23 protein-coding genes and 1 pseudogene are annotated in these 19,970 nt (G+C 66.2%); 12 read left to right on the top strand and 12 right to left on the bottom strand.

Going from position 1 to position 19,970, the window contains the following annotated elements:
* Positions 1–23 precede the first annotated feature (23 nt).
* Together LDJ84_RS28815 and LDJ84_RS28810 are read left to right on the top strand one after the other, a co-directional pair.
* Positions 24–932 carry an AraC family transcriptional regulator gene (locus tag LDJ84_RS28815; protein WP_037012811.1) on the top strand — a complete coding sequence of 303 codons (909 nt, stop codon included), beginning with the start codon at positions 24–26 and terminating at the stop codon, positions 930–932.
* A 184-nt stretch (positions 933–1,116) separates the two neighbouring features.
* On the top strand, positions 1,117–2,169 hold the full coding sequence (locus tag LDJ84_RS28810) for a haloacid dehalogenase-like hydrolase (RefSeq protein ID WP_226045644.1): 1,053 nt from the start codon (positions 1,117–1,119) through the stop codon (positions 2,167–2,169).
* 150 nt (positions 2,170–2,319) lie between these two features.
* On the opposite strand, the gene LDJ84_RS28805 is transcribed toward LDJ84_RS28810, so the two are convergent.
* Together LDJ84_RS28805 and LDJ84_RS28800 are read right to left on the bottom strand one after the other, a co-directional pair.
* Positions 2,320–3,123 carry a TlpA disulfide reductase family protein gene (locus LDJ84_RS28805; protein WP_226045643.1) on the bottom strand — a complete coding sequence of 268 codons (804 nt, stop codon included), beginning with the start codon at positions 3,121–3,123 and terminating at the stop codon, positions 2,320–2,322.
* 82 nt (positions 3,124–3,205) lie between these two features.
* Entirely contained in the window at positions 3,206–4,654 is a 1,449-nt protein-coding gene (locus LDJ84_RS28800) for a PLP-dependent aminotransferase family protein (protein WP_226045642.1), read from the bottom strand.
* Between the two features lie 184 nt (positions 4,655–4,838).
* Between LDJ84_RS28800 and LDJ84_RS28795 the strand changes: the two genes are divergently transcribed.
* Together LDJ84_RS28795 and LDJ84_RS28790 are read left to right on the top strand one after the other, a co-directional pair.
* Entirely contained in the window at positions 4,839–5,069 is a 231-nt protein-coding gene (locus LDJ84_RS28795; protein WP_024762090.1) for a DUF1127 domain-containing protein, read from the top strand.
* Between the two features lie 28 nt (positions 5,070–5,097).
* The gene (locus tag LDJ84_RS28790) at positions 5,098–5,586 is read left to right on the top strand and encodes a RidA family protein (protein ID WP_024762091.1); all 489 of its coding nucleotides are present in this window, start codon (positions 5,098–5,100) and stop codon (positions 5,584–5,586) included.
* On the opposite strand, the gene LDJ84_RS28785 is transcribed toward LDJ84_RS28790, so the two are convergent.
* Entirely contained in the window at positions 5,583–7,073 is a 1,491-nt protein-coding gene (locus LDJ84_RS28785; RefSeq protein WP_024762092.1) for a YifB family Mg chelatase-like AAA ATPase, read from the bottom strand. The genes LDJ84_RS28790 and LDJ84_RS28785 overlap by 4 nt on opposite strands.
* 39 nt (positions 7,074–7,112) lie before the next feature.
* Entirely contained in the window at positions 7,113–7,385 is a 273-nt protein-coding gene (locus tag LDJ84_RS28780) for an accessory factor UbiK family protein (protein ID WP_024762093.1), read from the bottom strand.
* A 403-nt stretch (positions 7,386–7,788) separates the two neighbouring features.
* On the opposite strand from LDJ84_RS28780, the gene glnK reads away from it, so the two are divergent.
* The 4 genes from glnK (at position 7,789) to sutA (ending at position 10,446) form a co-directional block, all read left to right on the top strand.
* A complete protein-coding gene (gene glnK / locus LDJ84_RS28775; RefSeq protein ID WP_003457590.1) occupies positions 7,789–8,127 on the top strand; it encodes a P-II family nitrogen regulator in 339 nt (112 codons plus the stop codon).
* Positions 8,128–8,168: 41 nt separating this feature from the next.
* Positions 8,169–9,503 (top strand): ammonium transporter, encoded by a 1,335-nt coding sequence (locus LDJ84_RS28770; RefSeq protein ID WP_037011554.1) that lies wholly within the window; start codon positions 8,169–8,171, stop codon positions 9,501–9,503.
* A gap of 106 nt (positions 9,504–9,609) precedes the next feature.
* Positions 9,610–10,035 (top strand): secondary thiamine-phosphate synthase enzyme YjbQ, encoded by a 426-nt coding sequence (locus LDJ84_RS28765; protein ID WP_024762094.1) that lies wholly within the window; start codon positions 9,610–9,612, stop codon positions 10,033–10,035.
* 78 nt (positions 10,036–10,113) lie between these two features.
* Positions 10,114–10,446, top strand: a complete 333-nt coding sequence (gene sutA / locus LDJ84_RS28760; RefSeq protein WP_037011556.1) for a transcriptional regulator SutA — start codon at positions 10,114–10,116, stop codon at positions 10,444–10,446.
* Between the two features lie 103 nt (positions 10,447–10,549).
* Here the strand turns inward: sutA and LDJ84_RS28755 are convergent, their stop codons facing one another.
* The 6 genes and pseudogenes from LDJ84_RS28755 to lptM form a co-directional block, all read right to left on the bottom strand.
* Positions 10,550–11,242: an HAD family hydrolase gene (locus tag LDJ84_RS28755; RefSeq protein ID WP_226045641.1), complete on the bottom strand. Its 693-nt coding sequence runs from the start codon at positions 11,240–11,242 to the stop codon at positions 10,550–10,552.
* A complete protein-coding gene (gene xerC / locus LDJ84_RS28750) occupies positions 11,239–12,144 on the bottom strand; it encodes a tyrosine recombinase XerC (RefSeq protein WP_024762097.1) in 906 nt (301 codons plus the stop codon). The genes LDJ84_RS28755 and xerC overlap by 4 nt, the downstream gene beginning before the upstream one ends.
* A 53-nt stretch (positions 12,145–12,197) precedes the next feature.
* Entirely contained in the window at positions 12,198–12,899 is a 702-nt protein-coding gene (locus LDJ84_RS28745; protein WP_024762098.1) for a DUF484 family protein, read from the bottom strand.
* A 155-nt stretch (positions 12,900–13,054) separates the two neighbouring features.
* Positions 13,055–13,885, bottom strand: coding sequence for a diaminopimelate epimerase (dapF, locus tag LDJ84_RS28740; protein WP_024762099.1), 831 nt, complete (start codon positions 13,883–13,885; stop codon positions 13,055–13,057).
* Between the two features lie 13 nt (positions 13,886–13,898).
* Positions 13,899–14,126, bottom strand: a pseudogene (locus tag LDJ84_RS28735) (diaminopimelate decarboxylase); the annotation flags it as partial.
* 91 nt (positions 14,127–14,217) lie between these two features.
* Positions 14,218–14,358 carry an LPS translocon maturation chaperone LptM gene (gene lptM, locus LDJ84_RS28730; RefSeq protein WP_017520757.1) on the bottom strand — a complete coding sequence of 47 codons (141 nt, stop codon included), beginning with the start codon at positions 14,356–14,358 and terminating at the stop codon, positions 14,218–14,220.
* 153 nt (positions 14,359–14,511) lie between these two features.
* On the opposite strand from lptM, the gene LDJ84_RS28725 reads away from it, so the two are divergent.
* The 4 genes from LDJ84_RS28725 to rnk all read left to right on the top strand — a co-directional run bounded on the left by LDJ84_RS28725 (position 14,512) and on the right by rnk (position 16,677).
* On the top strand, positions 14,512–15,573 hold the full coding sequence (locus LDJ84_RS28725) for an AraC family transcriptional regulator (RefSeq protein WP_024762101.1): 1,062 nt from the start codon (positions 14,512–14,514) through the stop codon (positions 15,571–15,573).
* Complete coding sequence (gene cyaY, locus LDJ84_RS28720) at positions 15,570–15,905, top strand: iron donor protein CyaY (protein WP_024762102.1); 336 nt, start codon at positions 15,570–15,572, stop codon at positions 15,903–15,905. The genes LDJ84_RS28725 and cyaY overlap by 4 nt, the downstream gene beginning before the upstream one ends.
* Positions 15,883–16,089, top strand: coding sequence for a DUF1289 domain-containing protein (locus LDJ84_RS28715; protein WP_081753917.1), 207 nt, complete (start codon positions 15,883–15,885; stop codon positions 16,087–16,089). The genes cyaY and LDJ84_RS28715 overlap by 23 nt, the downstream gene beginning before the upstream one ends.
* Positions 16,090–16,272: 183 nt before the next feature.
* Complete coding sequence (rnk, locus tag LDJ84_RS28710; protein ID WP_024762103.1) at positions 16,273–16,677, top strand: nucleoside diphosphate kinase regulator; 405 nt, start codon at positions 16,273–16,275, stop codon at positions 16,675–16,677.
* 44 nt (positions 16,678–16,721) lie between these two features.
* On the opposite strand, the gene LDJ84_RS28705 is transcribed toward rnk, so the two are convergent.
* A complete protein-coding gene (locus LDJ84_RS28705; RefSeq protein ID WP_024762104.1) occupies positions 16,722–19,571 on the bottom strand; it encodes a class I adenylate cyclase in 2,850 nt (949 codons plus the stop codon).
* A 92-nt stretch (positions 19,572–19,663) separates the two neighbouring features.
* Complete coding sequence (locus tag LDJ84_RS28700) at positions 19,664–19,897, bottom strand: TIGR02647 family protein (RefSeq protein ID WP_017520761.1); 234 nt, start codon at positions 19,895–19,897, stop codon at positions 19,664–19,666.
* Positions 19,898–19,970: the final 73 nt, after the last annotated feature.

Genomic DNA, 19,970 nt, shown 5'->3' with positions numbered 1-19,970 from the left:
CCGTTGCCTTCGCCGGGAATCCCATGAACTCCATCGACCACCTCATCCAGCTCGCTGGCCTGCGCGGCAGTCTCGACCTGCGTTGCCGCTTCCTCGGCGACTGGGCGCTGGACCACGAGCCCTTGCCCGAGGGGACGGCGCAGTACCACGTGGTGCTGTCCGGCAGCTGCCGGGCGGAAATGCCCGACGGACAGGCCCTGGACCTCGAGGCAGGCGACGTACTGGTCCTTCCCGACGGTGCAGCCCACCTGTTGCGCAGCCAAGGCGCTCGGGTGGCCGCGCAGTCGCCGGAAGTCCACGAGGCGGGCCTGTTGCCGGTCCATCGCCTTGGCACGGGCGAAGGCGAGCTGGACATGCTTTGCGGCAGCTTCCATTACCAGCGCGGCTCGCTGCTGATCGGCTCCTTGCCGAGCGTCCTGAAGGTGTCCTGCCAGGACAATGGACTGGGCGATGCCGTGGCCGCGCTGGTCGGCCTGCTGCGCGCCGAGGCGGACGGCAACCAGGCCGGTGCGCGCTTCCTGGTCGATGCATTGTCCTCGGCGCTGTTCACCCTGATCCTGCGCGTCTACCTGCAGGAGCACACCCCCAGCAGCGGCACCCTGGCATTGCTCGCCGACAGGCGCCTGAGCCGCGCCTGGCAGGCCATGCTCGACGATCCTGCCCACGAATGGACCATCGAGGCCCTGGCCGAACGGGCGAACATGTCCCGCGCCACTTTCACGCGCCTGTTCACCCAGGTTGCCGGGCGGTCGCCCTGGGCGCTGCTGACCACAGTGCGCATGGAACTGGCCTACCGCCTGCTGAGCACCTCGCAGCTGCGCCTCTGCGACATTGCCGCCCAGGTTGGCTACCAGTCCCAGGCCTCCTTCACCAAGAAGTTCAGGGACACCTACGGCGAGGCCCCCGGCCGCCTGCGCCGTGCGGTGAACTAGACCAGTCGTCGCTGCCGGCAAAGCCGCGTGGCGCGTATGGATATGTCCTGCCGCCTTCGCGACGGTTCGCGTCGCTGCCGTCGCAGAGCTGAAACAGCGCTTTGCTAGGGTCATTGCTGGACTAGTCCAGCGAGGGCCCGTTTCGGGCCTTCCCCATTCCAACAACACCACTCGGGGGAATTCCATGAAGCCCATGCGCACCTTGCTCGCCGGCCTGATCCTGGCCGGCCTCGCCAGCACCACGTTTGCCGCCACTGAGCTGAAGCACTGGCCGGCGCCCGCCGCCAAGCAGCTCGACGCCTTGATCGCTGCCAATGCCAACAAGGGCGCCTTCGCGGTCTTCGACATGGACAACACCAGCTACCGCTACGACCTCGAGGAATCGCTGCTGCCCTTCCTGGAAATGAAAGGTGTGCTGACCCGCGAGAAGCTCGATCCCTCGCTCAAGCTGATCCCCTTCAAGGACGTGAACGGCCACAAGGAAAGCCTCAACAGCTACTACTACCGCCTCTGCGAAGTCGACGACCTGGTCTGCTACCCCTGGGTCGCCCAGGTGTTCTCCGGCTTCACCCTCAAGGAGCTCAAGGGCTATGTCGACGAGCTGATGGCCTACGACAAGCCGGTGCCCAGCACCTATTACGAAGGCGATGTGGTCAAGACCCTCTCGATCAACCCGCCCAAGGTCTTCACCGGCCAGACCGAGCTGTACAACAAGCTGATGGAGAACGGCATCGAGGTCTATGTGATGACCGCCGCCCATGAGGAACTGGTGCGCATGGTCGCCAGCGATCCCAAGTACGGCTACAACGTGAAGCCGGAGAACGTCATCGGCGTCACCACCCTGCTCAAGGACCGCCAGAGTGGCGCGCTGACCACCGCGCGCAAGCAGATCAGCGAGGGCAAGTACGATCCCAAGGCCAACCTGAACCTGGAAATCACCCCCTACCTGTGGACTCCGGCGACCTGGATGGCCGGCAAGCAGGCGGCGATCCTCACCTATATCGACCAGTGGAAGAAGCCCATCCTGGTCGGCGGCGATACGCCCAGCAGCGACGGCTACATGCTGTTCAACGGAACCGCCGAGAACGGCGTGCACCTGTGGATCAACCGCAAGGCCAAGTACATGAACCAGCTCAACGGCATGATCAAGAAGAATGCCGAAGCTCAGGCCAAGCTCGGCCAGCCGGTGACCGCCGACAAGAACTGGGTGATCGTCACGCCGGAGGAGATCCAGTAAGCAGTAAGCGCTTAGCGCTTTTGCACGAGTTGGCTTCGTCCGCGATAGGCTCGTATCGCGCCGGGCCCCATCGCGGACGGAGTCCACTCTTGCGCCATTCCCCTGCTCTGGCCTCCCAGCCGCTTACGAATTCGCGGCTTTTACTGTGGGTCAGTCCTTGAGCTGGCCCAGCCCGTACTCCAGGCTGGCAGCAGAAAGCTCGCCCATCTGGCTGTGCTTCAGGCGCCCCTGGGCGTCGTAGAACAGGGTGGTGGGCATGCCGTAGGAACCGGTGAGCTGGCCCAGGCGGTTGCCGCTGTCGAGCAATACTGCCGCTTCGCTCAGGCCCTGGTCGCGCAGGAAACGCTGCACGGCTTCGGCGTTCTCACCCTGGTTGACCAGCAGGAAGCGCACATCACTGCGCTGCTTCTGGGCGGCCTCCAGCACCGGCATTTCGCGCCGGCACGGTGGGCACCAGGTGGCCCAGAGGTTCACCACCATGGGCCGGCCATCCCGCGCGCGCAGGTCCACGGCCGCCCCGCGCAAGTCCATCACCGTGAGTTCGGGAAGCTGCTGGCTGCGATCCAGCGCCGAAGTCACTGCCTTGCCGCCGCCCCACAGGCATACGCCGACCACGGCGGCGACGGCCAGCGGGCGACGCAGTGCGGCCCTGCGCCAGGCCAGCACGGAGCCGATCAGCGCAGCGGCGATCACGCCCGGTAGCGCGAGAAACCCGCCATCGCGGATATCCACAATGCTCAGGGGCGTCGCCGCGTACTGCTCGGCAAAGCGCGCAACGAATGCCAGCCGTGCCACCAGCAGGCCGCCGAGGAACATGGCGAACAGCGCACCTTCGGGATTGGCGCCGCGCCTGCGCCCGGCCAGCCAGCCGGCCAGCAGCGCACCGAAGAAGCCGAGGTAGAGCAGGACGTGGGGCAGGGGAATGGCCAGTGGGCCGAGGGTCAGACTGGTCAAGGCAGGAGCCCGGCAAAAGGAAACCAAGGTACAGCAGGGCGCGGCCATGCGGCAGCGCCGGGCTGTGGATAAATGTTTCGCCTCAGGCCGGCAGCGGCTCGGCCTGCTGCTCGCGCAACTCGGCGGTGAGCCGCCCGGCGCAGGCGCCGACCTTGCGCACGGCCGCTTCGATCAGCGGCAGGTCGCGGTTGGAGTAGTTCATGCGGATGCAGTTGCGGTATTTGCCCGAGGCGGAAAAGATGTTGCCCGCCGCTACCTGTACGTTGTCGCGGCGCAATTCGTGGTTCAGCCGCACGCTGTCGAACTGCGAGTCGAACTCGACCCAGAGCATGAAGCCGCCGCGCGGCCGGGTGACTCGCGCGCCTTCGGGGAAGTAGCGGCCGACCCACTCGGTCATCAGGTCGCGGTGGCGCTGGTACTGCGCGCGCATGCGGCGGATGTGCGGCTCGTAGTGGCCGCCGCCGACGAACTCGGCCAGGGCCATCTGCGGCTGCGGCGCGCAGGTGCCACTGGCGATGTACTTGAAGTGCAGGATGCGATCCAGGTAGCGCCCCGGTACCACCCAGCCGGTGCGCAGGCCGGGCGCGACCGTCTTGGAGAAGGAGCTGGCCAGCAGGACGCGGTCGTCGGTGTCGAAGGACTTGATGCTGCGTGGGCGCGGGAAGGCGTAGGCCAGTTCACCGTAGACGTCGTCCTCGAGGATCGGCACGTCGTAGCGCGCGGCCAGCGTCAGCAGGGCGCGCTTACGGGCGTCGGGCATGATGTAGCCCAGCGGATTGTTGCAGTTGGGGGTGAGCAGGATCAGCTTCACCGGCCACTGTTCCATCGCCAGTTCCAGCGCTTCCAGGCTGATGCCATTGGTGGGGTCGGTGGGAATTTCCAGCGCCTTCAGGCCATACGCCTTGAGCGCCTGCATGGCGCCGTGGAAGCTCGGCGAGTCGATGGCGATGATGTCCCCCGGTTCGCAGATGGCGCGCAGGGTGATGGCCAGCGCTTCCTGGCACCCGGTGGTGATGACGATCTCGCTGGGCGGCACCTGGCAGCCGGAGTCGAGCATCAGCCGGGCGATCTGCTCGCGCAGCGGCAGCGAGCCCTGGATGCCTTCGTAGCCCAGGCTCTGCAGGTCGGTCCGCCGCGCGGCATGCACCATCGCGCGTTGCAGCGGCTTGAGCGAAGGGCTGGCGATATCCGGCGTGCCGCGCCCGAGCTGGACGAAATCGCCGCCCGGCGCGCGGCGCACCTGTTCCAGAACCTGGTCCCACTGCGACACATCCACCGGCCGCTGTGCCGGGCGAGTCATCGCCGGCATCGGCGGCAGTTCGCGACGTTCCGGCACGAAGTAGCCGGACTTGGGCCGCGGCTCCACCAGGCCGTCATCTTCCAGTACGCGATAGGCCTGCTGCACGGTGCTGATACTGACGCCATGTTCTTCGCTTAGCGCGCGCACCGAGGGCAGGCGGTCGCCAGGGCGATACAGGCCTTGCTCGATGCGTTCGCCGAGGGTGGCGGCCAACTGCGCGTAGCGTTTCATGACAGATCTCCCGTGCCGGGTTGGTTCGGCTCGATGCAGTACAGATCGGGAAAAAATACGCCATTCAGACCGATTTCGCCCAGTTCTGTATGGAAAAAACTTTGTCGTGTTGAATCTGTAATGATTTTCCCCGATTCGTCACGCTTGCCCCACGTCCGAGGAACCCGACTGGAGGAGTGACGACATGAGCGGCCTGAGCGATGTGCGGCTGACCCTTTATCAACAGGAACTGCTGGAGATCCCCGGCACCCGCGTGGCGCCGCGTGAGCACGGCGAAAGCCGCTGGCAGCAGTTCTGGCGCCGCGTGCGCACCCGCAAGCAACTGCTGGAGCTCTCCGACGAGCAATTGCGCGACATCGGCATCAGCCGCGAGCAGGCGAAGCTGGAAGCGATGCGGCCATTCTGGCGCTGCTGATCACCTCCAGACCAATCAGGGAGCACTTATGAGCGAGACGCGCGCTGCTGCGTTTGAACGGATTGCCGCCGAGCTCGGCTACGACTTCAGCGGTGAAATGAAGATCGGTGGCAACTACGTGCCTTTCCTCATCGAGGGAAACCAGGTGCACCTGAGCGGGCAGATTCCGCGAGTAGGCGATGAAATCGTCGTCACCGGTCGGGCGGGCAGTGAGGTGTCGCTGGCCGACGCCCAACGGGCCGCCAAAGTCTGTGTGATGCGGGCGCTGGCGCTGCTGCGACAGGCGCTGGGGGATCTCGAGCGGGTGCGCAAGGTGCTGCAGCTCAATGTGTTCGTGCAGTCGGCGGAGCACTTTACCCAGCACAGCGAGGTGGCCGACGGCGCCTCGGCAGTCCTGTATGAGGTGCTGGGCGTGGCCGGTGTGCACACGCGCACGTCGGTCGGCGTCTATCAGTTGCCGAAGAATGCGACGGTCGAGCTGAATCTCCTCGTCATCGCCGAGGGCCTGCCGCGCTAGTGCCCCGCACGGTATTGCAGCGCTTCGGCCAGGTGCGGGCGCGCGATGCGGTCTTCCTGCTGCAGGTCGGCAAGGGTGCGGGCGACCTTGAGAATCCGGTGCAGGGCGCGCAGTGACAGGTTCAGGCGTTCGCCGGCCTTTTCCAGCCAGGCCTGGTCTTCCGGGCTTAATGCACAATATTGGTGCATTTTCTTCAGCGTAAGAAACGCGTTCGCGCAGCCCTGGCGGGCGAGTTGGCGCTGGCGGGCAGCGGCGACCTGAGTGGCCAGTTCCGCGCTGCTGGTGCTGGGCCCGCTGGGGGCAAGGGTGGTGCTTTCACGGTTGACGGTGAGGTGCAGGTCGATGCGGTCCAGCAGCGGCCCGGAGAGCTTGGCGCGGTAGCGCTGGATCTGTTCCGGCGAACAGCGGCAACGGCCGCTGGGGTCGCCGAGATATCCGCAGGGGCAGGGGTTCATCGCTGCCACCAACTGGAAGCGTGCCGGGAAGCGCACACGGCCGCTGGCGCGGGCGATGACAATTTCGCCCCCTTCCAGCGGTTCGCGGAGAACCTCCAGGACCTTGCGATCGAACTCCGGCAATTCATCCAGGAACAACACACCCTCGTGCGCCAGTGTGATCTCGCCCGGCTGCGGGCGGCTTCCCCCGCCGACCAGCGCCGGCGCGGAGGCGGTGTGGTGCGGTTGTCTGAAGGGGCGCTGTGGCCAGTGAGTCAGCGGCCCGCGACCTGCCACGGAATGGATCGCCGCAACCTGCAATGCCTCGTCTTCGTTCAGCGGCGGCATCAGACCGGGCAGGCGGCTGGCGAGCAGGGTCTTGCCGGTGCCGGGCGGACCGCTGAACAGCAGGTTGTGCGCCCCGGCAGCGGCGACCAATAGCGCGCGCTTGGCGGCGGCCTGGCCCTGGACTTCCGACAGGTCCGGATAGGGCGGCGTCACCCGCATCAGGCCGTTCGCCTCATAAGGACGCAGTCGCTCCTGGCCGCTGAAGTGCGCGGCCAGTTCCAGCAGGTGGCCGACGGCATAGACGGTCAGGCCGCTGGCGAGGCTGGCCTCTTCGGCGTTCTCCTTCGGCACCACCAGGGCGCGGCCGGCGGCGCGGGCAGCCAGGGCGGCGGGTAGTACTCCGGGGACCGGGCGCAAAGTGCCGGACAGCGCCAGTTCGCCCAGGCATTCCAGTTCATCCAGCCCGGCAGCGTCGGCCAATTGGCCGCTGGCGGCGAGGATGCCCAGGGCAATGGCCAGGTCGAAGCGCCCGCCATCCTTCGGCAGGTCGGCCGGGGCGAGGTTCAGGGTGATGCGTCGGTTGGGGAAATCGAAGCCGGCGTTGAGCAGGGCGCTGCGCACGCGGTCCTTGCTCTCTTTCACGGCGCCTTCGGGCAGGCCGACCAGGGTCAGGGAAGGCAGGCCGTTGGCCAGGTGTGCCTCGACGATGACGCCGGGCGCTTCCACGCCGACCTGGGCGCGGCTATGGACGATGGCGAGGGACATGGATCACTCCTGGATCGCATGCCGCCCGCCAGGAGGGGATTACTCGGCGGGTTCGGCGGCGGGCGGCGAGAGCTTGGCTTCCATTTCCGCGACCTTGGCTTCCAGCGCCTCGAGGCGCGCGCGGGTACGGGCGAGGACGACCATCTGGCTGTCGAATTCGTCGCGGCTGACCAGGTCGAGCTTGCTGAAGGCGCTCTGCATCAGAACCTTGAACTGGGCTTCCAGCTCGGCCTTCGGCAGGGGCGATTCGCCACCGAACAGACGTCCGGCTTGTTGGCTGATGGCATCGAGGAAGGCTTTGGGCGGCAGCATGGTTCATGGGTTCCGGATTGAATCAGAGCGCAGTCTATCACGCAGCCGCCGCCGGCTGCGGCGTGCGGGGTTGCACGCTTTTTGAGCAGTGTGCCCGCCCGCCGTGCGCGCTTTCGGTGCGCCCGGGCGGCACTGGCGAATCGCCAGAAACTCCTTTTTTAAGCCAAGTGCCTGATGGCGCGGGCATTTCCACGAACTGGCAAGCTTCATGCTTTGGGGCATACATGGCGTGCACCGATGCAGTTCCGGTGCGGCAGGCGAGGCAGGGGATCGCTTCGATCAACGCAGTCGGAGTGCTGAGGTAGGGCGGCCGGCGCATTACAAAAGCCAGACACTGCGCTTAGACTTGTCTCCGGGTTCGTTCTTCCTGGGGCGGGTCCACCAAAACACGGGAGAGAGTTACATGAAGCTAGTCACAGCCATCATCAAGCCGTTCAAGCTGGACGACGTTCGTGAGTCGCTGTCCGAGATCGGCGTGCAGGGCATCACTGTGACCGAAGTCAAAGGCTTCGGCCGGCAGAAGGGCCACACCGAGCTGTACCGTGGCGCGGAATACGTTGTCGATTTCCTGCCGAAGGTGAAGATCGATGTCGCCATTGCCGATGACCAGCTGGATCGTGTTATCGAAGCCATCACCAAGGCCGCCAACACCGGGAAGATCGGTGACGGCAAGATCTTTGTCGTAAATCTGGAACAGGCCATTCGTATCCGTACCGGCGAAACCGGCACCGACGCGATCTAAGCCAAGCCCACACCGAACCCCACGCCCCAGGAGAAACAACAATGACTCTGCGCAAATACGCAGGGCTAGGCGCCCTATTGCCCCTCGCAATGCCCGGTCTGGCCTTGGCCGACGAGGCTGCGGCCCCCGTCCTGAACAGCGGTGACACCGCCTGGATGCTGATTTCCAGTGCCCTGGTGCTGCTGATGACCATCCCCGGCCTGGCCCTGTTCTACGGCGGCATGGTGCGCGCCAAGAACGTCCTGTCGATCATGATGCAGTGCTTCGCGATCACCGCGCTGATCAGCATCCTCTGGGTCGTCTACGGCTACAGCCTGGCCTTCGATACCGTCGGTATGGAGAAGGGCGTGGTCAACTTCGCCTCCTTCGTCGGCGGCCTGGACAAGGCCTTCCTCAGTGGCCTGACCAGCACCGGCCTGACCTCTGCCGCGGCGCTGTTCCCGGAAAGCATCTTCGTGATGTTCCAGATGACCTTCGCGATCATCACTCCGGCCCTGATCGTCGGCGCCTTCGCCGAGCGCATGAAGTTCTCGGCCATGCTGATCTTCACCGCGCTGTGGTTCACCCTGGTCTACGCACCGATCGCCCACATGGTCTGGAGTGGTGACGGCGGCCTGCTGTGGGACTGGGGCGTGCTGGACTTCGCCGGTGGCACCGTGGTGCACATCAACGCCGGTATCGCCGGCCTGGTGGCGTGCATCGTGCTGGGCAAGCGCAAGGGCTACCCGACCGCTGCCATGGCACCGCACAACCTGGGCTACACCCTGATCGGCGCCGCGCTGCTGTGGGTGGGCTGGTTCGGCTTCAACGCCGGTTCCGCCGCTGCTGCCAACGGCACTGCCGGCATGGCCATGCTGGTCACCCAGATCGCCACCGCCGCCGCCGCCCTGGGCTGGATGTTCGCCGAGTGGATCACCCACGGTAAGCCGAGCGCCCTGGGCATCGCTTCGGGTGTGGTTGCCGGCCTGGTGGCCATCACCCCGGCCGCCGGTACCTGCGGCCCGATGGGCGCCATCGTGATCGGCCTGGCGGCCGGCGTGATCTGCTTCTTCGCCGCTACCAGCCTCAAGCGCGCCGTCGGCTATGACGACTCCCTGGACGCCTTCGGCGTGCATGCGGTCGGCGGTATCGTCGGCGCCCTGCTCACCGGCGTGTTCGCAGCGCCGGCCCTGGGCGGCTTCGGCACCGTGACCGACATCGGCGCGCAGCTGTTCACCCAGTTCAAGGGCGTGGCCTTCACCATCGTCTACACCGGTATCGTCAGCTTCGTGATCCTCAAGGTCCTGGACCTGGTCATGGGCCTGCGCGTCACCGAGGAAGAGGAAACCGTGGGTCTGGACCTCTCCCTGCACAACGAACGCGGCTACAACCTGTAAGGGTTCGCGCAAGTTCGACGAAGGGCGCCCTCGGGCGCCCTTTGCTTTTTCGATCAGCACGCTAGAATGCGCGCGCATCACCGTTAGCGACGGAGAAGTGCCCGCCATGTGGCAGCAGAAGTCCATCACCCTGCGCCCTCGCCCGCGAGGTTTCCACCTGGTCACCGACGAGATCCTGGCCGCGTTGCCGGAGCTGTCGAAGTGCCGGGTAGGCCTGCTGCACCTGCTGTTGCAGCACACCTCCGCCTCGCTGACGGTCAACGAGAATGCCGATCCCTCGGTGCGTCGCGATTTCGAGCGGTTCTTCAATCGCCTGGTGCCCCAGGGTGAAGGCGGCTACGAGCATGACTACGAGGGGCCGGATGACCTTCCGGCGCATTTCAAGTCGAGCCTGCTGGGCTGTCAGCTGACGCTGCCGATACAGCAGGGAGGCTTGGCAATGGGCACCTGGCAGGGTATCTATCTGGGCGAGCACCGTGACCACGGCGGCCCGCGCAGGATAGTGGCGACCTGGCAGGGCGAGCTTGTATGAATTTTTTCCGGCGGCGTTCGTCAAAGCGCGCAGCTGGGCTATAACTAACGTGCTTTGCAGCACCACAGAGGTTGAACGATGAGCGACGAAGAACTGGAACAGGACGAGCTGGACGGCGCTGACGAGGATGATGGCGAAGAGCTCGCCGCAGCCGACGACGGCGACGCCGAAGCAGACAGCGGCGATGGGGATGAAGCCCCTTCTTCCAAGGGCGGTGGCAAGAAAGCCAAGGCCGCTGCGGAAGAAGAGGAACTGCCCTCGGTCGAAGCCAAGCAGAAGGATCGTGATGCACTGGCTCGCGCGATGGAGGAATTCCTCACTCGCGGTGGCAAGGTGCAGGAGATCGAGCCCAACGTCGTGGCCGACCCGCCCAAGAAGCCGGATAGCAAATACGGCAGCCGCCCTATCTGATATCTGACGCAATACGAAAAGCCCCGTCGCTCCGTCTGGAGCGGCGGGGCTTTTTCATGTCCGATTATTGCGGCGTGCCGTGCTGTAGGAGCGAGCAGGAGTATCAGAGCTTCGCCAGGACGCCCGGCAGCTCTGCCAGGTTGTGGATGATCGCGCTGGGCGCTTCTTCGCCGTCCCATTGCTTGCGGGCGGGGTTGAACCAGATCGCCTTCATGCCCGCGCGGCGCGCGCCGGCGATGTCATCGCTGGGGTGGTCGCCGATGTGCACGGCCTGTTCGGCGGCGACGCCGCCGCGCTTGAGCGCTTCCTGGAACGGATGCGGATCGGGCTTGCCGACGCCCAGTTCTTCCGCGCACAGGGCGAACTGGAAGTAGTCCGCCAGGCCCAGCCGGCGCACGTCGGCGTTGCCGTTGGTGAGCACGCCGAGGATGAAGCGGTTGGCCAGTTGCTCCAGGGTCGGATGCACCTCGGGGAACAGTGCCACCTGGTGCCGCGCCTGGAGGAAGGTCTGGAAGCCGGCCTCGGCCAACTCCGTCGCCTCGGGCTGTGGATAACCCGCGTCGAGCAGCGCGTGGAACAGGATGCGCCGGCGCAGCTCACTCAGGCGGTGCTTGAGCATCGGGTCCTGCTGCATCAGTCGTGAGCGGATTGCCCACAGGTGCTCGATGGGCACCGGGCCGAGCTGTGCAGCGTGCACCGCGAGCCAGTCACGCAGGGTGGCTTCGGCGCTGTTCATCACCGGGGCGACGTCCCACAGCGTGTCGTCGAGATCGAAGGTGACCAGACGGATACTCATTCTTCTGCTCCGGGTTTACGGCGTGCCCGCGGGTGCGCCTGGTCGTAGACCGTGGCGAGGTGTTGGAAGTCCAGGTGGGTATAGATCTGCGTGGTGGCGATGTCGGCGTGGCCGAGCAGCTCCTGTACCGCGCGCAGGTCCTGGGAGGATTCGAGCATATGACTGGCGAACGAATGCCGCAGCATGTGCGGGTGCAGGTGCTGGCCCAGCTCGCGCACGCCGGCCTCGCGCACCCGCAGCTGGATGGCGCGCGGCGTCAGGCGCTTGCCGCTGCGGCCGATGAAGACGGCGTTGTCCTGCGGCGACACGCTGGCCCGTAGTGGCAGCCAGGCTTCGATGGCCTGCCGCGCGGCGCGGCCGACCGGGAGTTCGCGAACCTTGTTACCCTTGCCGTGGACGCGTACCAGGCCGTCTTTCAGGTCCAGCCATTCCAGGTCGAGGCCGACCAGCTCGGAGAGGCGCAGGCCGGAGGAATAGAACAGCTCCAGCAACGCCTGGTCGCGACGGGCGATGAAGTCGTCCTCGACGCCGCCGTCGAGCAGTTGCGCAGTGCGGTCGGTATCCAGCGTGCGCGGCAGCTTACGGGCGCCCTTCGGAGCGGCGAGGCCGTCGGCGGGATCGTGCCGGCAGCGGCCTTCGCGGATCAGGTACTGGTACAGCCCGCGCGTGGCCGACAGCAGGCGCGCCAGGCTGCGGCTGGCAAGGCCCTGCTGGTGCAGGCGGGCGACGAACAGGCGCAGGTCGCGCACCTGCAGCGCCGACCATTCGTTGATCGAGGATTTCTCGCACAGCGCGGCGAGCCGCGCCAGGTCGCGGCGGTAGCCGTCGAGCGTGTGCACGGACACCTGGCGCTCGCTGCGCAGGTGTTCCAGATAGGATTCCAGATCGGCTTCGAGCGACACGCGGAAAGCTCCCAGTGATACAGCCAGGCTGGCAGCTTACCGCGTTGCGAAGGTCAGCGTACCGAGCGCAGTGGCGTGGAGAAGCGCGGCAGGGTGCGCGCGAGGACTTCGGCAACGTAGCCGAGGAACAGGGTGCCCAGCGAGCTCTTATAGTGCTGCGGATCGGGGCTGCCGATCGCCAGCACGCCGTGCAGACCCTGGAAGGTCAGCGGCACGACGGCGGCGGACCCGACCTGCTCGCGTTCGCTTTCGCAGAACAGGAAGGCCAGCTCGTGGGGGCGCAGCACGCCGCAGACGGTCTTGCCGCCGGACAGCAGGCCACCGATGGCCTGGTGCGCTTCGGCGCTGCTCACCGAGCGGCCCACCGGCAGATTGTTGTCGCTGAACAGGATCAGGCTGACGTAGGGCACGAGGAATTCGTGGCGCAGGCTGTCTTCCACCGTGCTGACGATTTCCTCGAGGCTGGTGGCGTCGAGCAGATCGAGCACCAGGCGGCGGGTCTTGTCGAACAGGCGATCGTTGTCGCGGGCTACGTCCATCAGTTGCGACAGCCGATGGCGCATCTCGATGTTGCGCTCACGCAGCAGGCGCACCTGGCGTTCCACCAGCGACACGGCATCGCCCGGCTGGTGCGGAATGCGCATCTCCGGGATCAGCTCGTCATGGTCGACGAAGAATTCAGGGTGCCGGCGAAGATAGTCGGCGACCTGTTCGGCTTCGAGCGTAACGGTGGGGTCCTGGGGGATATCGGTCATAAGCGTCCCGGTTCAGCGCCTGTCCAATGTCTGCCTGCGCTTTGCTCATACGGCGTTGGAAACAGGCTCAAAATGCTCATCTACTCTTCGTAAACTGCGCTTTCTCGCCTGTTTCCGCCTTGTCTGAGCTGCGCTCGGCAAGACCTTGAACAGGCTTATAGACGTACCTGGCCTTCGAACACCCGCACGGCGGGCCCGGTCATCATAACGGGCTGACCCGGTCCTGCCCACTCGATGGACAACCGTCCGCCGGGAAGGTCGATCTGTACCGGCGATTGCAGCCAGCCCTGGCGAATGCCGGCGACGGCGGCGGCGCAGGCGCCGGTGCCGCAGGCCAGTGTCTCGCCGGCGCCGCGTTCCCAGACGCGCAAGCGTGCCTGGTGCGGATTGACGATCTGCAGGAAGCCGATGTTGGCCTTCTGCGGGAAGCTTTCGTGGACTTCGAGTTTCGGGCCCAGGGTGCGTACCGGTGCGCTGTCGACGTCATCCACGCGCAGCACGCCGTGCGGGTTGCCCATGGAGATGGCGGCCAGCTCGTAGCGCTGCCCGTCCACTTCCAGGGGATAGCTCAGCGCCTCGCTCTCGGCCTTGAACGGCACCTGCTCGGGCACCAGGCGCGGCGGGCCCATGTCGACGGTGACCTGGCCATCGTTGGCGATGGTCAGCTCGATCATGCCGCCCTTGGTTTCCACGCGGATGGTCTTCTTCGCGGTCAGGCGCTTGTCGACCACGAAGCGCGCGAAGCAGCGCGCGCCGTTGCCGCACTGTTCGACCTCGGTACCGTCGCAGTTGAAGATGCGGTAGCGGAAGTCCGCGTCCGGTGTGCTCGGCGGCTCGACGATCAGCAGTTGATCGAAACCGACTCCGAAATTGCGGTCGCCCCACTGTTTGACGTGGCGTGGCTGCACATGGGCGTGCTGGCTGACCAGGTCCAGGACCATGAAGTCATTGCCCAGCCCGTGCATCTTGGTAAAGCGCAGAAGCATCGTCGTCTCGGCCTCAGTCCGGCAGCAGGCTTTCGCCGGCGAACAGCTCTTGTCTCTTGCGGCAACGCACCCCGTGCGCGGCCGAGCTATCCGCCAGCACCTCGGCGGCGCGGCCCCGGGTGTTGTCGTTGGAAATCATGACGAAACCATAGGCGCCGGCCGGATGAACGGCCAGCAGGTCACCTTCTTTCCGGGCGGGGGCGCGAAGCCGGGCGGGGAAGTCGCCGGTTTCGCCCGGCGGCGTGCCAAAGCGCTCGGCAATCGCCGACGCTGGCACGTCTGCCGCGAGCAGTCGCCCGCCGCGGACGTCGAAGGCGTCCATGGGAACGCCCTCAGAGACCGTAGCGGTCCTTGCTGTGTTCGTTCTTGGCCTTTTCGTCGTCCGGCAGGTACAGCGGGCCTTTCTGCCCGCAGCCAGCAATGGCGGCGGTCAGCAGGGCGATCGCGACGAAGGGAAGCAGCAGTCGCTTCATGGCGGAATCCTTTAAATAAAGCGTCGATTGGGCCGGAGTATACCGGCCCCCCGCCGGCTTGCCTATGCGAGCCGGCTCCCGCCTGGCGGGGCTTTCGGCTCGCGCCCGGCGGGCCGCTGGCCCTATGATGGTGGGCAAAAAATGGAAAGCTCGATGGACTATCGCGATCCCCTGCCCAGTTCGGTGTCGGTGGCCTACCTGCAGGGCCTTGTGGGGCATCTGCAGCGCCACGGCGTGGAGCCGACGCAGTTGCTGGAGACGGTGCATCTGGAGCCCTCGATCCTCGCCCAGCGTGACCAGCGTATCGCCGCCAGTGCTTACCTCGAACTGGTTGGCGCCGGCGTGCGCCTGAGTGGCGACGACAACCTCGGCCTGCATCTGGGCGAGGCGGTGCGCCCCGGCTACTACGGCGTACTCGGCTACCTGATCATGAGCTGCGCGACCCTTTCCGACGCCCTGCATCGCCAGGCGCGCTATGCCGCGCTGGTGGGCAACCTGGGCCGCGTCGAGCTGGCCGACGAGCCGCCGCGCGACGGTTGCGAGCCCTTGGTCAAACACTGCTGGGAGGCGCTGCTGCCGCAACAGCAGCGGCAGATGAGCGAGGAGACGCTGGCCGGCTGGGTCAGCTTCGGCCATTGGGTCAGTGGCGTGGACGAGGCGCCGTTCGAAGTCCGCTTCAGGCACAGCGCCCCGGCGGACGTCAGCGAACACGCCCGCATCTTCCGCTGCCCGGTACTCTTCGATCAGCCGGACAATGCCCTGGTCTTTCCCAAACGCCTGCTGGCGCTGCCGCTCGGCCAGGCTGACGCTCAGGTGCAGCGCACCCTGGATGCCTACGCCGAACGCCTGCTGGTGGAGATCAACAAGGGCGACAGCGTGCTCGACCGTGCGCGCCGGGAGCTGGCGCGCCAGTTGCCGGAGCAGGGCGCCGACCTGGAGCACCTGTCGCTGACGCTCGCCCTGAGCCCCCGCACCCTGCAACGCCGCCTGCGCGATACCGGCCTGTCGTTCAGCCAACTGGTGGACGAAACCCGCCAGCAGCTGGTGCTCCACTATTTGCGCGACCCGGCACTGGATACCGCCGATATCGCCTATCTGCTGGGCTTCAGCGAAGCCAGTTCGCTCGCCCGCGCATTCCGGCGCTGGACGGGGCAGAGTCTGGGCGAATACCGGCGTAAACTGGTGCCTTTGACTGATTCCGAGGACGATGCATGAGCACTTTGAGCGAAGCCCGCTTCCATGACCTGGTGGACGCCGTACAGGTAACGGTGGAGGACGCCTTCGACGACAGCGATCTGGACCTGGACCTGGAGAACTCCAGCGGCGTGCTGACCGTGCGCTTCGAGAACGGCACCCAGCTGATCCTCAGCCGCCAGCCGGCGCTGCGCCAGCTGTGGGTGGCGGCGCGCTCCGGCGGCTTCCACTTCGACTACGACGAATCCGGCTCGCTGTGGATTTGCGACAGCACCCGCGAACCGCTGGGCGCGCTGCTCAATCGCGCCACGCTGGAACAGGCTGGCGAGGATGTCGACTTCCCCGGCATCTGAGGGGCAGGCGAGCGTCGCTTCGCCCTGCTGCCGGCGCTGCTGCCTGGACGACGCGGATGTCTGCGTCGGCTGCGGCCGCACCCTGGGCGAGATACTGGAGTGGAACGAGGCGGACGGCGAGCGTCGCCGGGCGATTCTGGCGGACTGCGAAAAGCGCCGAAACAACCACTCGCCGAAGTGGTGACTGGTCGGTGTTGCTTATTTTCTGTGCTGTGTTAGTGTCCGGGAAAACCCCGCCTTGGGCGGGGTTTTTCTTTTTTCGGAATTCATTGCGCGTTCGTTTCCCGAACGTCTTTACTGCCAGAACACCCAGGGCCCCGAGCGCGCGAGCGTCCGGGGCTCTCCTGTAAGGAGACTGCCAACCATCATGACCACGACTCCCATCACCGTCACCCGACTCGACCTGCAACGTCTGGAGCGCATGCTCGACAGCCTGGATGAGTACGGCCCCGCTGCCGAGGCGTTGGAGGCCGAGCTGGCCCGTGCCACGGTCGTCGGCCACGACGAGATACCGCCGGGCGTGGTCACGATGAACTCCACCGTGCGCTGCCGCGAGGAAAGCAGTGGCAAGGAGTACCACCTGACGCTGGTCTACCCGGCCAATGTCGGCGGGGAAGGCAAGGTGTCGATCCTGGCGCCGGTCGGCACCGCGCTGCTCGGCCTGACCACCGGCCAGAGCATCGACTGGCCGGCGCCCAGCGGCAAGACGCTGAAGCTGACCCTGCTGGAAGTCGAATACCAGCCCGAAGCGGCCGGCGACTTCGATCGCTGAGTTCCCTTCCGGGACTTTCCCTCCCCGGGCGTCCGGTCCGGCCTTCAGGCCTCGGCCAGCGCCCGGTTCAGCGCCTGTTCCAGGCTCTGCTTGTAGCGCAGGAAGTGCACCGTCTGCAGCTCGCCGCCCTCGCGCATGGCCGAGAGGTCCAGGTCGGTGATGTAGCAGGGGTAGCGCTCCTGTCCCCGGCGCCGGTCCAGGATGTGCCTGGCCACGGCCTGGAACAGCTCGTTACCGAACTCCAGTTCCGAGAACTCGCGGTGGTTGCAGAACAGCGTGGTGCGCGCGCGCTGGCCTTCTCCGGGTTCGACGATCGCCTGCACGTTGTAGAACGGCAGCGCTTCCAGCGGCTGCGGCGCGTTGCGCCGCTCGATGCGTTGCGCACGCTGGTGACCGTTGGTCACCACTTCGTAGAAGAGGATGTCCGCACCCACCGGTCCCTGGCTTTCCAGTAGCGAGATCACGGCGTTGCGGCGGTACTGCACCGACTGCAGGAAGCGCTGCAGCGGCAGCAGCAGGCCTTCCTCGGTGTCGTACTCCTGGTGGCGTCGCCAGAGGGCGTTGCGCTCATCGAGGATGGTGATTTCCGCGCTGCCTTCGTCCAGGCGGTAGAACACCTGCACGGTATTGGCCCGGCCCAGCGGCAGGATCATGGCGAGGTCGTCGCCTTCCAGCGCGTGCCGGTCCAGCTGCAGGAAGCCGCTGTCGTCCTGGGTGTCGCCCAGGTGCTCGACGAGCGCCGGCAGCCCTTCGATCACCCGGTGGCTGACGCTGCCGGGCACCAGGTGCAGCAGGTGGAAATGCTGGCGCACCTGCAGCAGGTAGCGCCCGCCCTTGCCGCTGGCGAGCTGCGCATGGGCATCGCGGAACAGGTCTTCCACGCGCTGGGCGATGGCCGCGGCGCGGTTGCGGCAGAAGCAGCGCACCAGCAGACGCGGCGGCGGGGCGTCGGTGGGCAGCGTGTTGAGGAACTCGCGCAGGCAGTCGAGCAGCGCGTGGGGGCCCGAGTAGCGGCTGACCAGCAGTTCGTTCCAGCTGTTGAGGGTGATTTGGTCGAGGGTCAGCACCAGGTTGTCGCGCACCCCGGAGTAGCCGAGCGAGTCGGTGCGCTCGGTGGTCATATGCACGTTCATCTGGCTGTGCTGGCGCAGCGGGTCGATGCCGACGTTCACCAGCAGCAACACCTGCGACGGCACCGCGCTGCGCAGCAGGGCACTTTCCGGCACCTCGTCGAGCGGCAGCGGGACGGCCTGCTGCAGGCTGCCCAGCAGGTTCTGCAGTTCGAACTCGCTCAGGTCGCTGGCGCCCGGCTGCAGGGACAGCCGCGTGGTTGCATCGACCACGCCGTTGCGGTGGCTCCAGGCGAGCAGGTCCATGAGGTCACGGGCGCGACGTAGCGGGGCGAAGTCGGCCATCTCCTGCAGCGACAGGTTGCCGCCATACAGCGCCCAGAACGGAGGTTTGCCGGCGTCGCCACCCGGCAGCTGGGCGAGGGTGAGGATGTCTTCGGCCATGTCCGGGGCGATACCCGGGTTGATGAATTCGACCTTGCCGGCCTTGCGCTCGAAGGCGGCGTACAGGCGTCGTCCGAGGATGCCCATGTCCCGCGGGTTGATGCCGCTGGCGGCCTGCTGCAGGCGGGCGAACTGAGAAAGGAAGCGGTAGCTATGGGTCAGCTCGTTGACCAGCGCGCGGCGTTCCAGCAGCACCTGGCGTACTTTCCACTGGCTGCGGCTGTCCAGTTGGGCGAAGGCGCGGTTGTCCCACTTCCACTCCGCCGAGACGCGCTCCATCACCTTGCGTTGCCAGCTCTTGTGGCCCTGGCGCGGCGGCCGGCCGAGTTTCTTGCCGACCTTCAGGTAGAGGCAGCGGCGGATCAGTTCCAGGCGCTCGGTTTCCCCGCGCGCCTTGAGGTATTCCTCCAGGCGCCGGTAGAGCATCACGTAGGGGTCGAGATCCTCCACGTCCAGGCGGCCGGCGTAGATCGCCTGCTTGTAGCGCAGGCTCAGGCAGGAAACCTGCGGGTGTTCGCTGGCGTAGACCTCGGTGAGCAGCAGCTTGAGCACCGATTTGTAGGGCGACTCGATGCCCTTGAACAATTGCCACATGCCGGCGCCGATGAACTCGCCGGGCGGGATGCGCGCCAGGTGCCCGAGATCGAGGACGTCCTCGGCGCGGATGAAGCGTTTGCTCAGCAGTGTCTGGCAGTACTCTGCGTAGCGATTCTCCTCATAGACCGGTACCAGCCACCACAGCGGCGTGCGGCCGCCAAGCCAGATGGCGGTGCGGTAGAACTCGTCGAGCAGCAGGTAGTGCTGGCTGGTGCCGCAGTCGTCGGAGGTCAGCCGCGCCTCGCGGGCGCCCTGGGTGTAGTGCTGCGGGTCGACGAGGAAGCAGTGCACCTCGGCGCCCAGGGTCGCGGCCCATTGTTCGAGCAGCTCGCATTTGCGGCGCAGTTCCGCCAGCTCCCGCTCGGAGAGGTCGGGGGCGTGGCAGACCCACAGGTCCAGGTCGCTCTGTTCGGCCTGGGCGACGGTGCCCAGGCTGCCCATCAGGAACAGCCCGTGGATCGGCAGTGGCGGGTTGCCGCGACGGGGCTTGTAGCTGAAGGAGCGGGTCAGGCGCTGGGCTTCGGCGAGGACGTCGTCCTCCGGAACGAAGTTCGACAGCCCTGCGGGGGTGCTGGCCGATACGTAGCCGGGCAGCAGCGGGTGGTTCACGTCCAGCAGCAGCGGCAGCAGCTTGAGAACAAGCTGCTGCCGCGTGGAAAGCGCTTCACTGGCCCGTTGCAGGCGCGCGGAGTTGACCTTCAGGAAGCGCTGACGCAGCTGCGTCAGCACCTTTCGGTCGATGCCGTCGTCGATGTCCGGGCGAATTTCGGGAGTGAGCGTCATGGCGTACTGCTGCCTGGCCAGCGGCGCCGCATCAGGGAATGCGGCGCTCGGAAGTGTGCCAGTTTATCGCCCGCTCGCAGGGGAACTTGAGGTCAGCCGCGCAGGATGCCGAGCAGGACCTGAGCGTGTTCGGCGGCGTCGAGGCCCAGGCTGGTCAGATAGCCGCCGTCCTGCTGGTCGATCAGGCCTTTGGCATGGAGTCGGCCGGCGGCCGCCACGGCCTCGGCGGAAGCGTCGTGATGCACTTTCAACCCGGCCTGGCTGTTCTCCAGGTCGTAGAGCGCCAGCAGATCAAGTTCCTCAACCATTTCTTTGGTGAAAGCCATTCTTCTAACTCCCGATGGTCACTGAGGCTCCAGTGTAGTCTCAAGTCCGACCGGTTCGGCAAGCGGTCTTATG

This window comes from Pseudomonas sp. HS-18 (assembly GCF_020401845.1).
In the GTDB taxonomy this organism is placed as follows: Bacteria; Pseudomonadota; Gammaproteobacteria; order Pseudomonadales; family Pseudomonadaceae; genus Pseudomonas; species Pseudomonas nitroreducens.
This window is presented reverse-complemented; position numbering and strand designations above follow the sequence as displayed.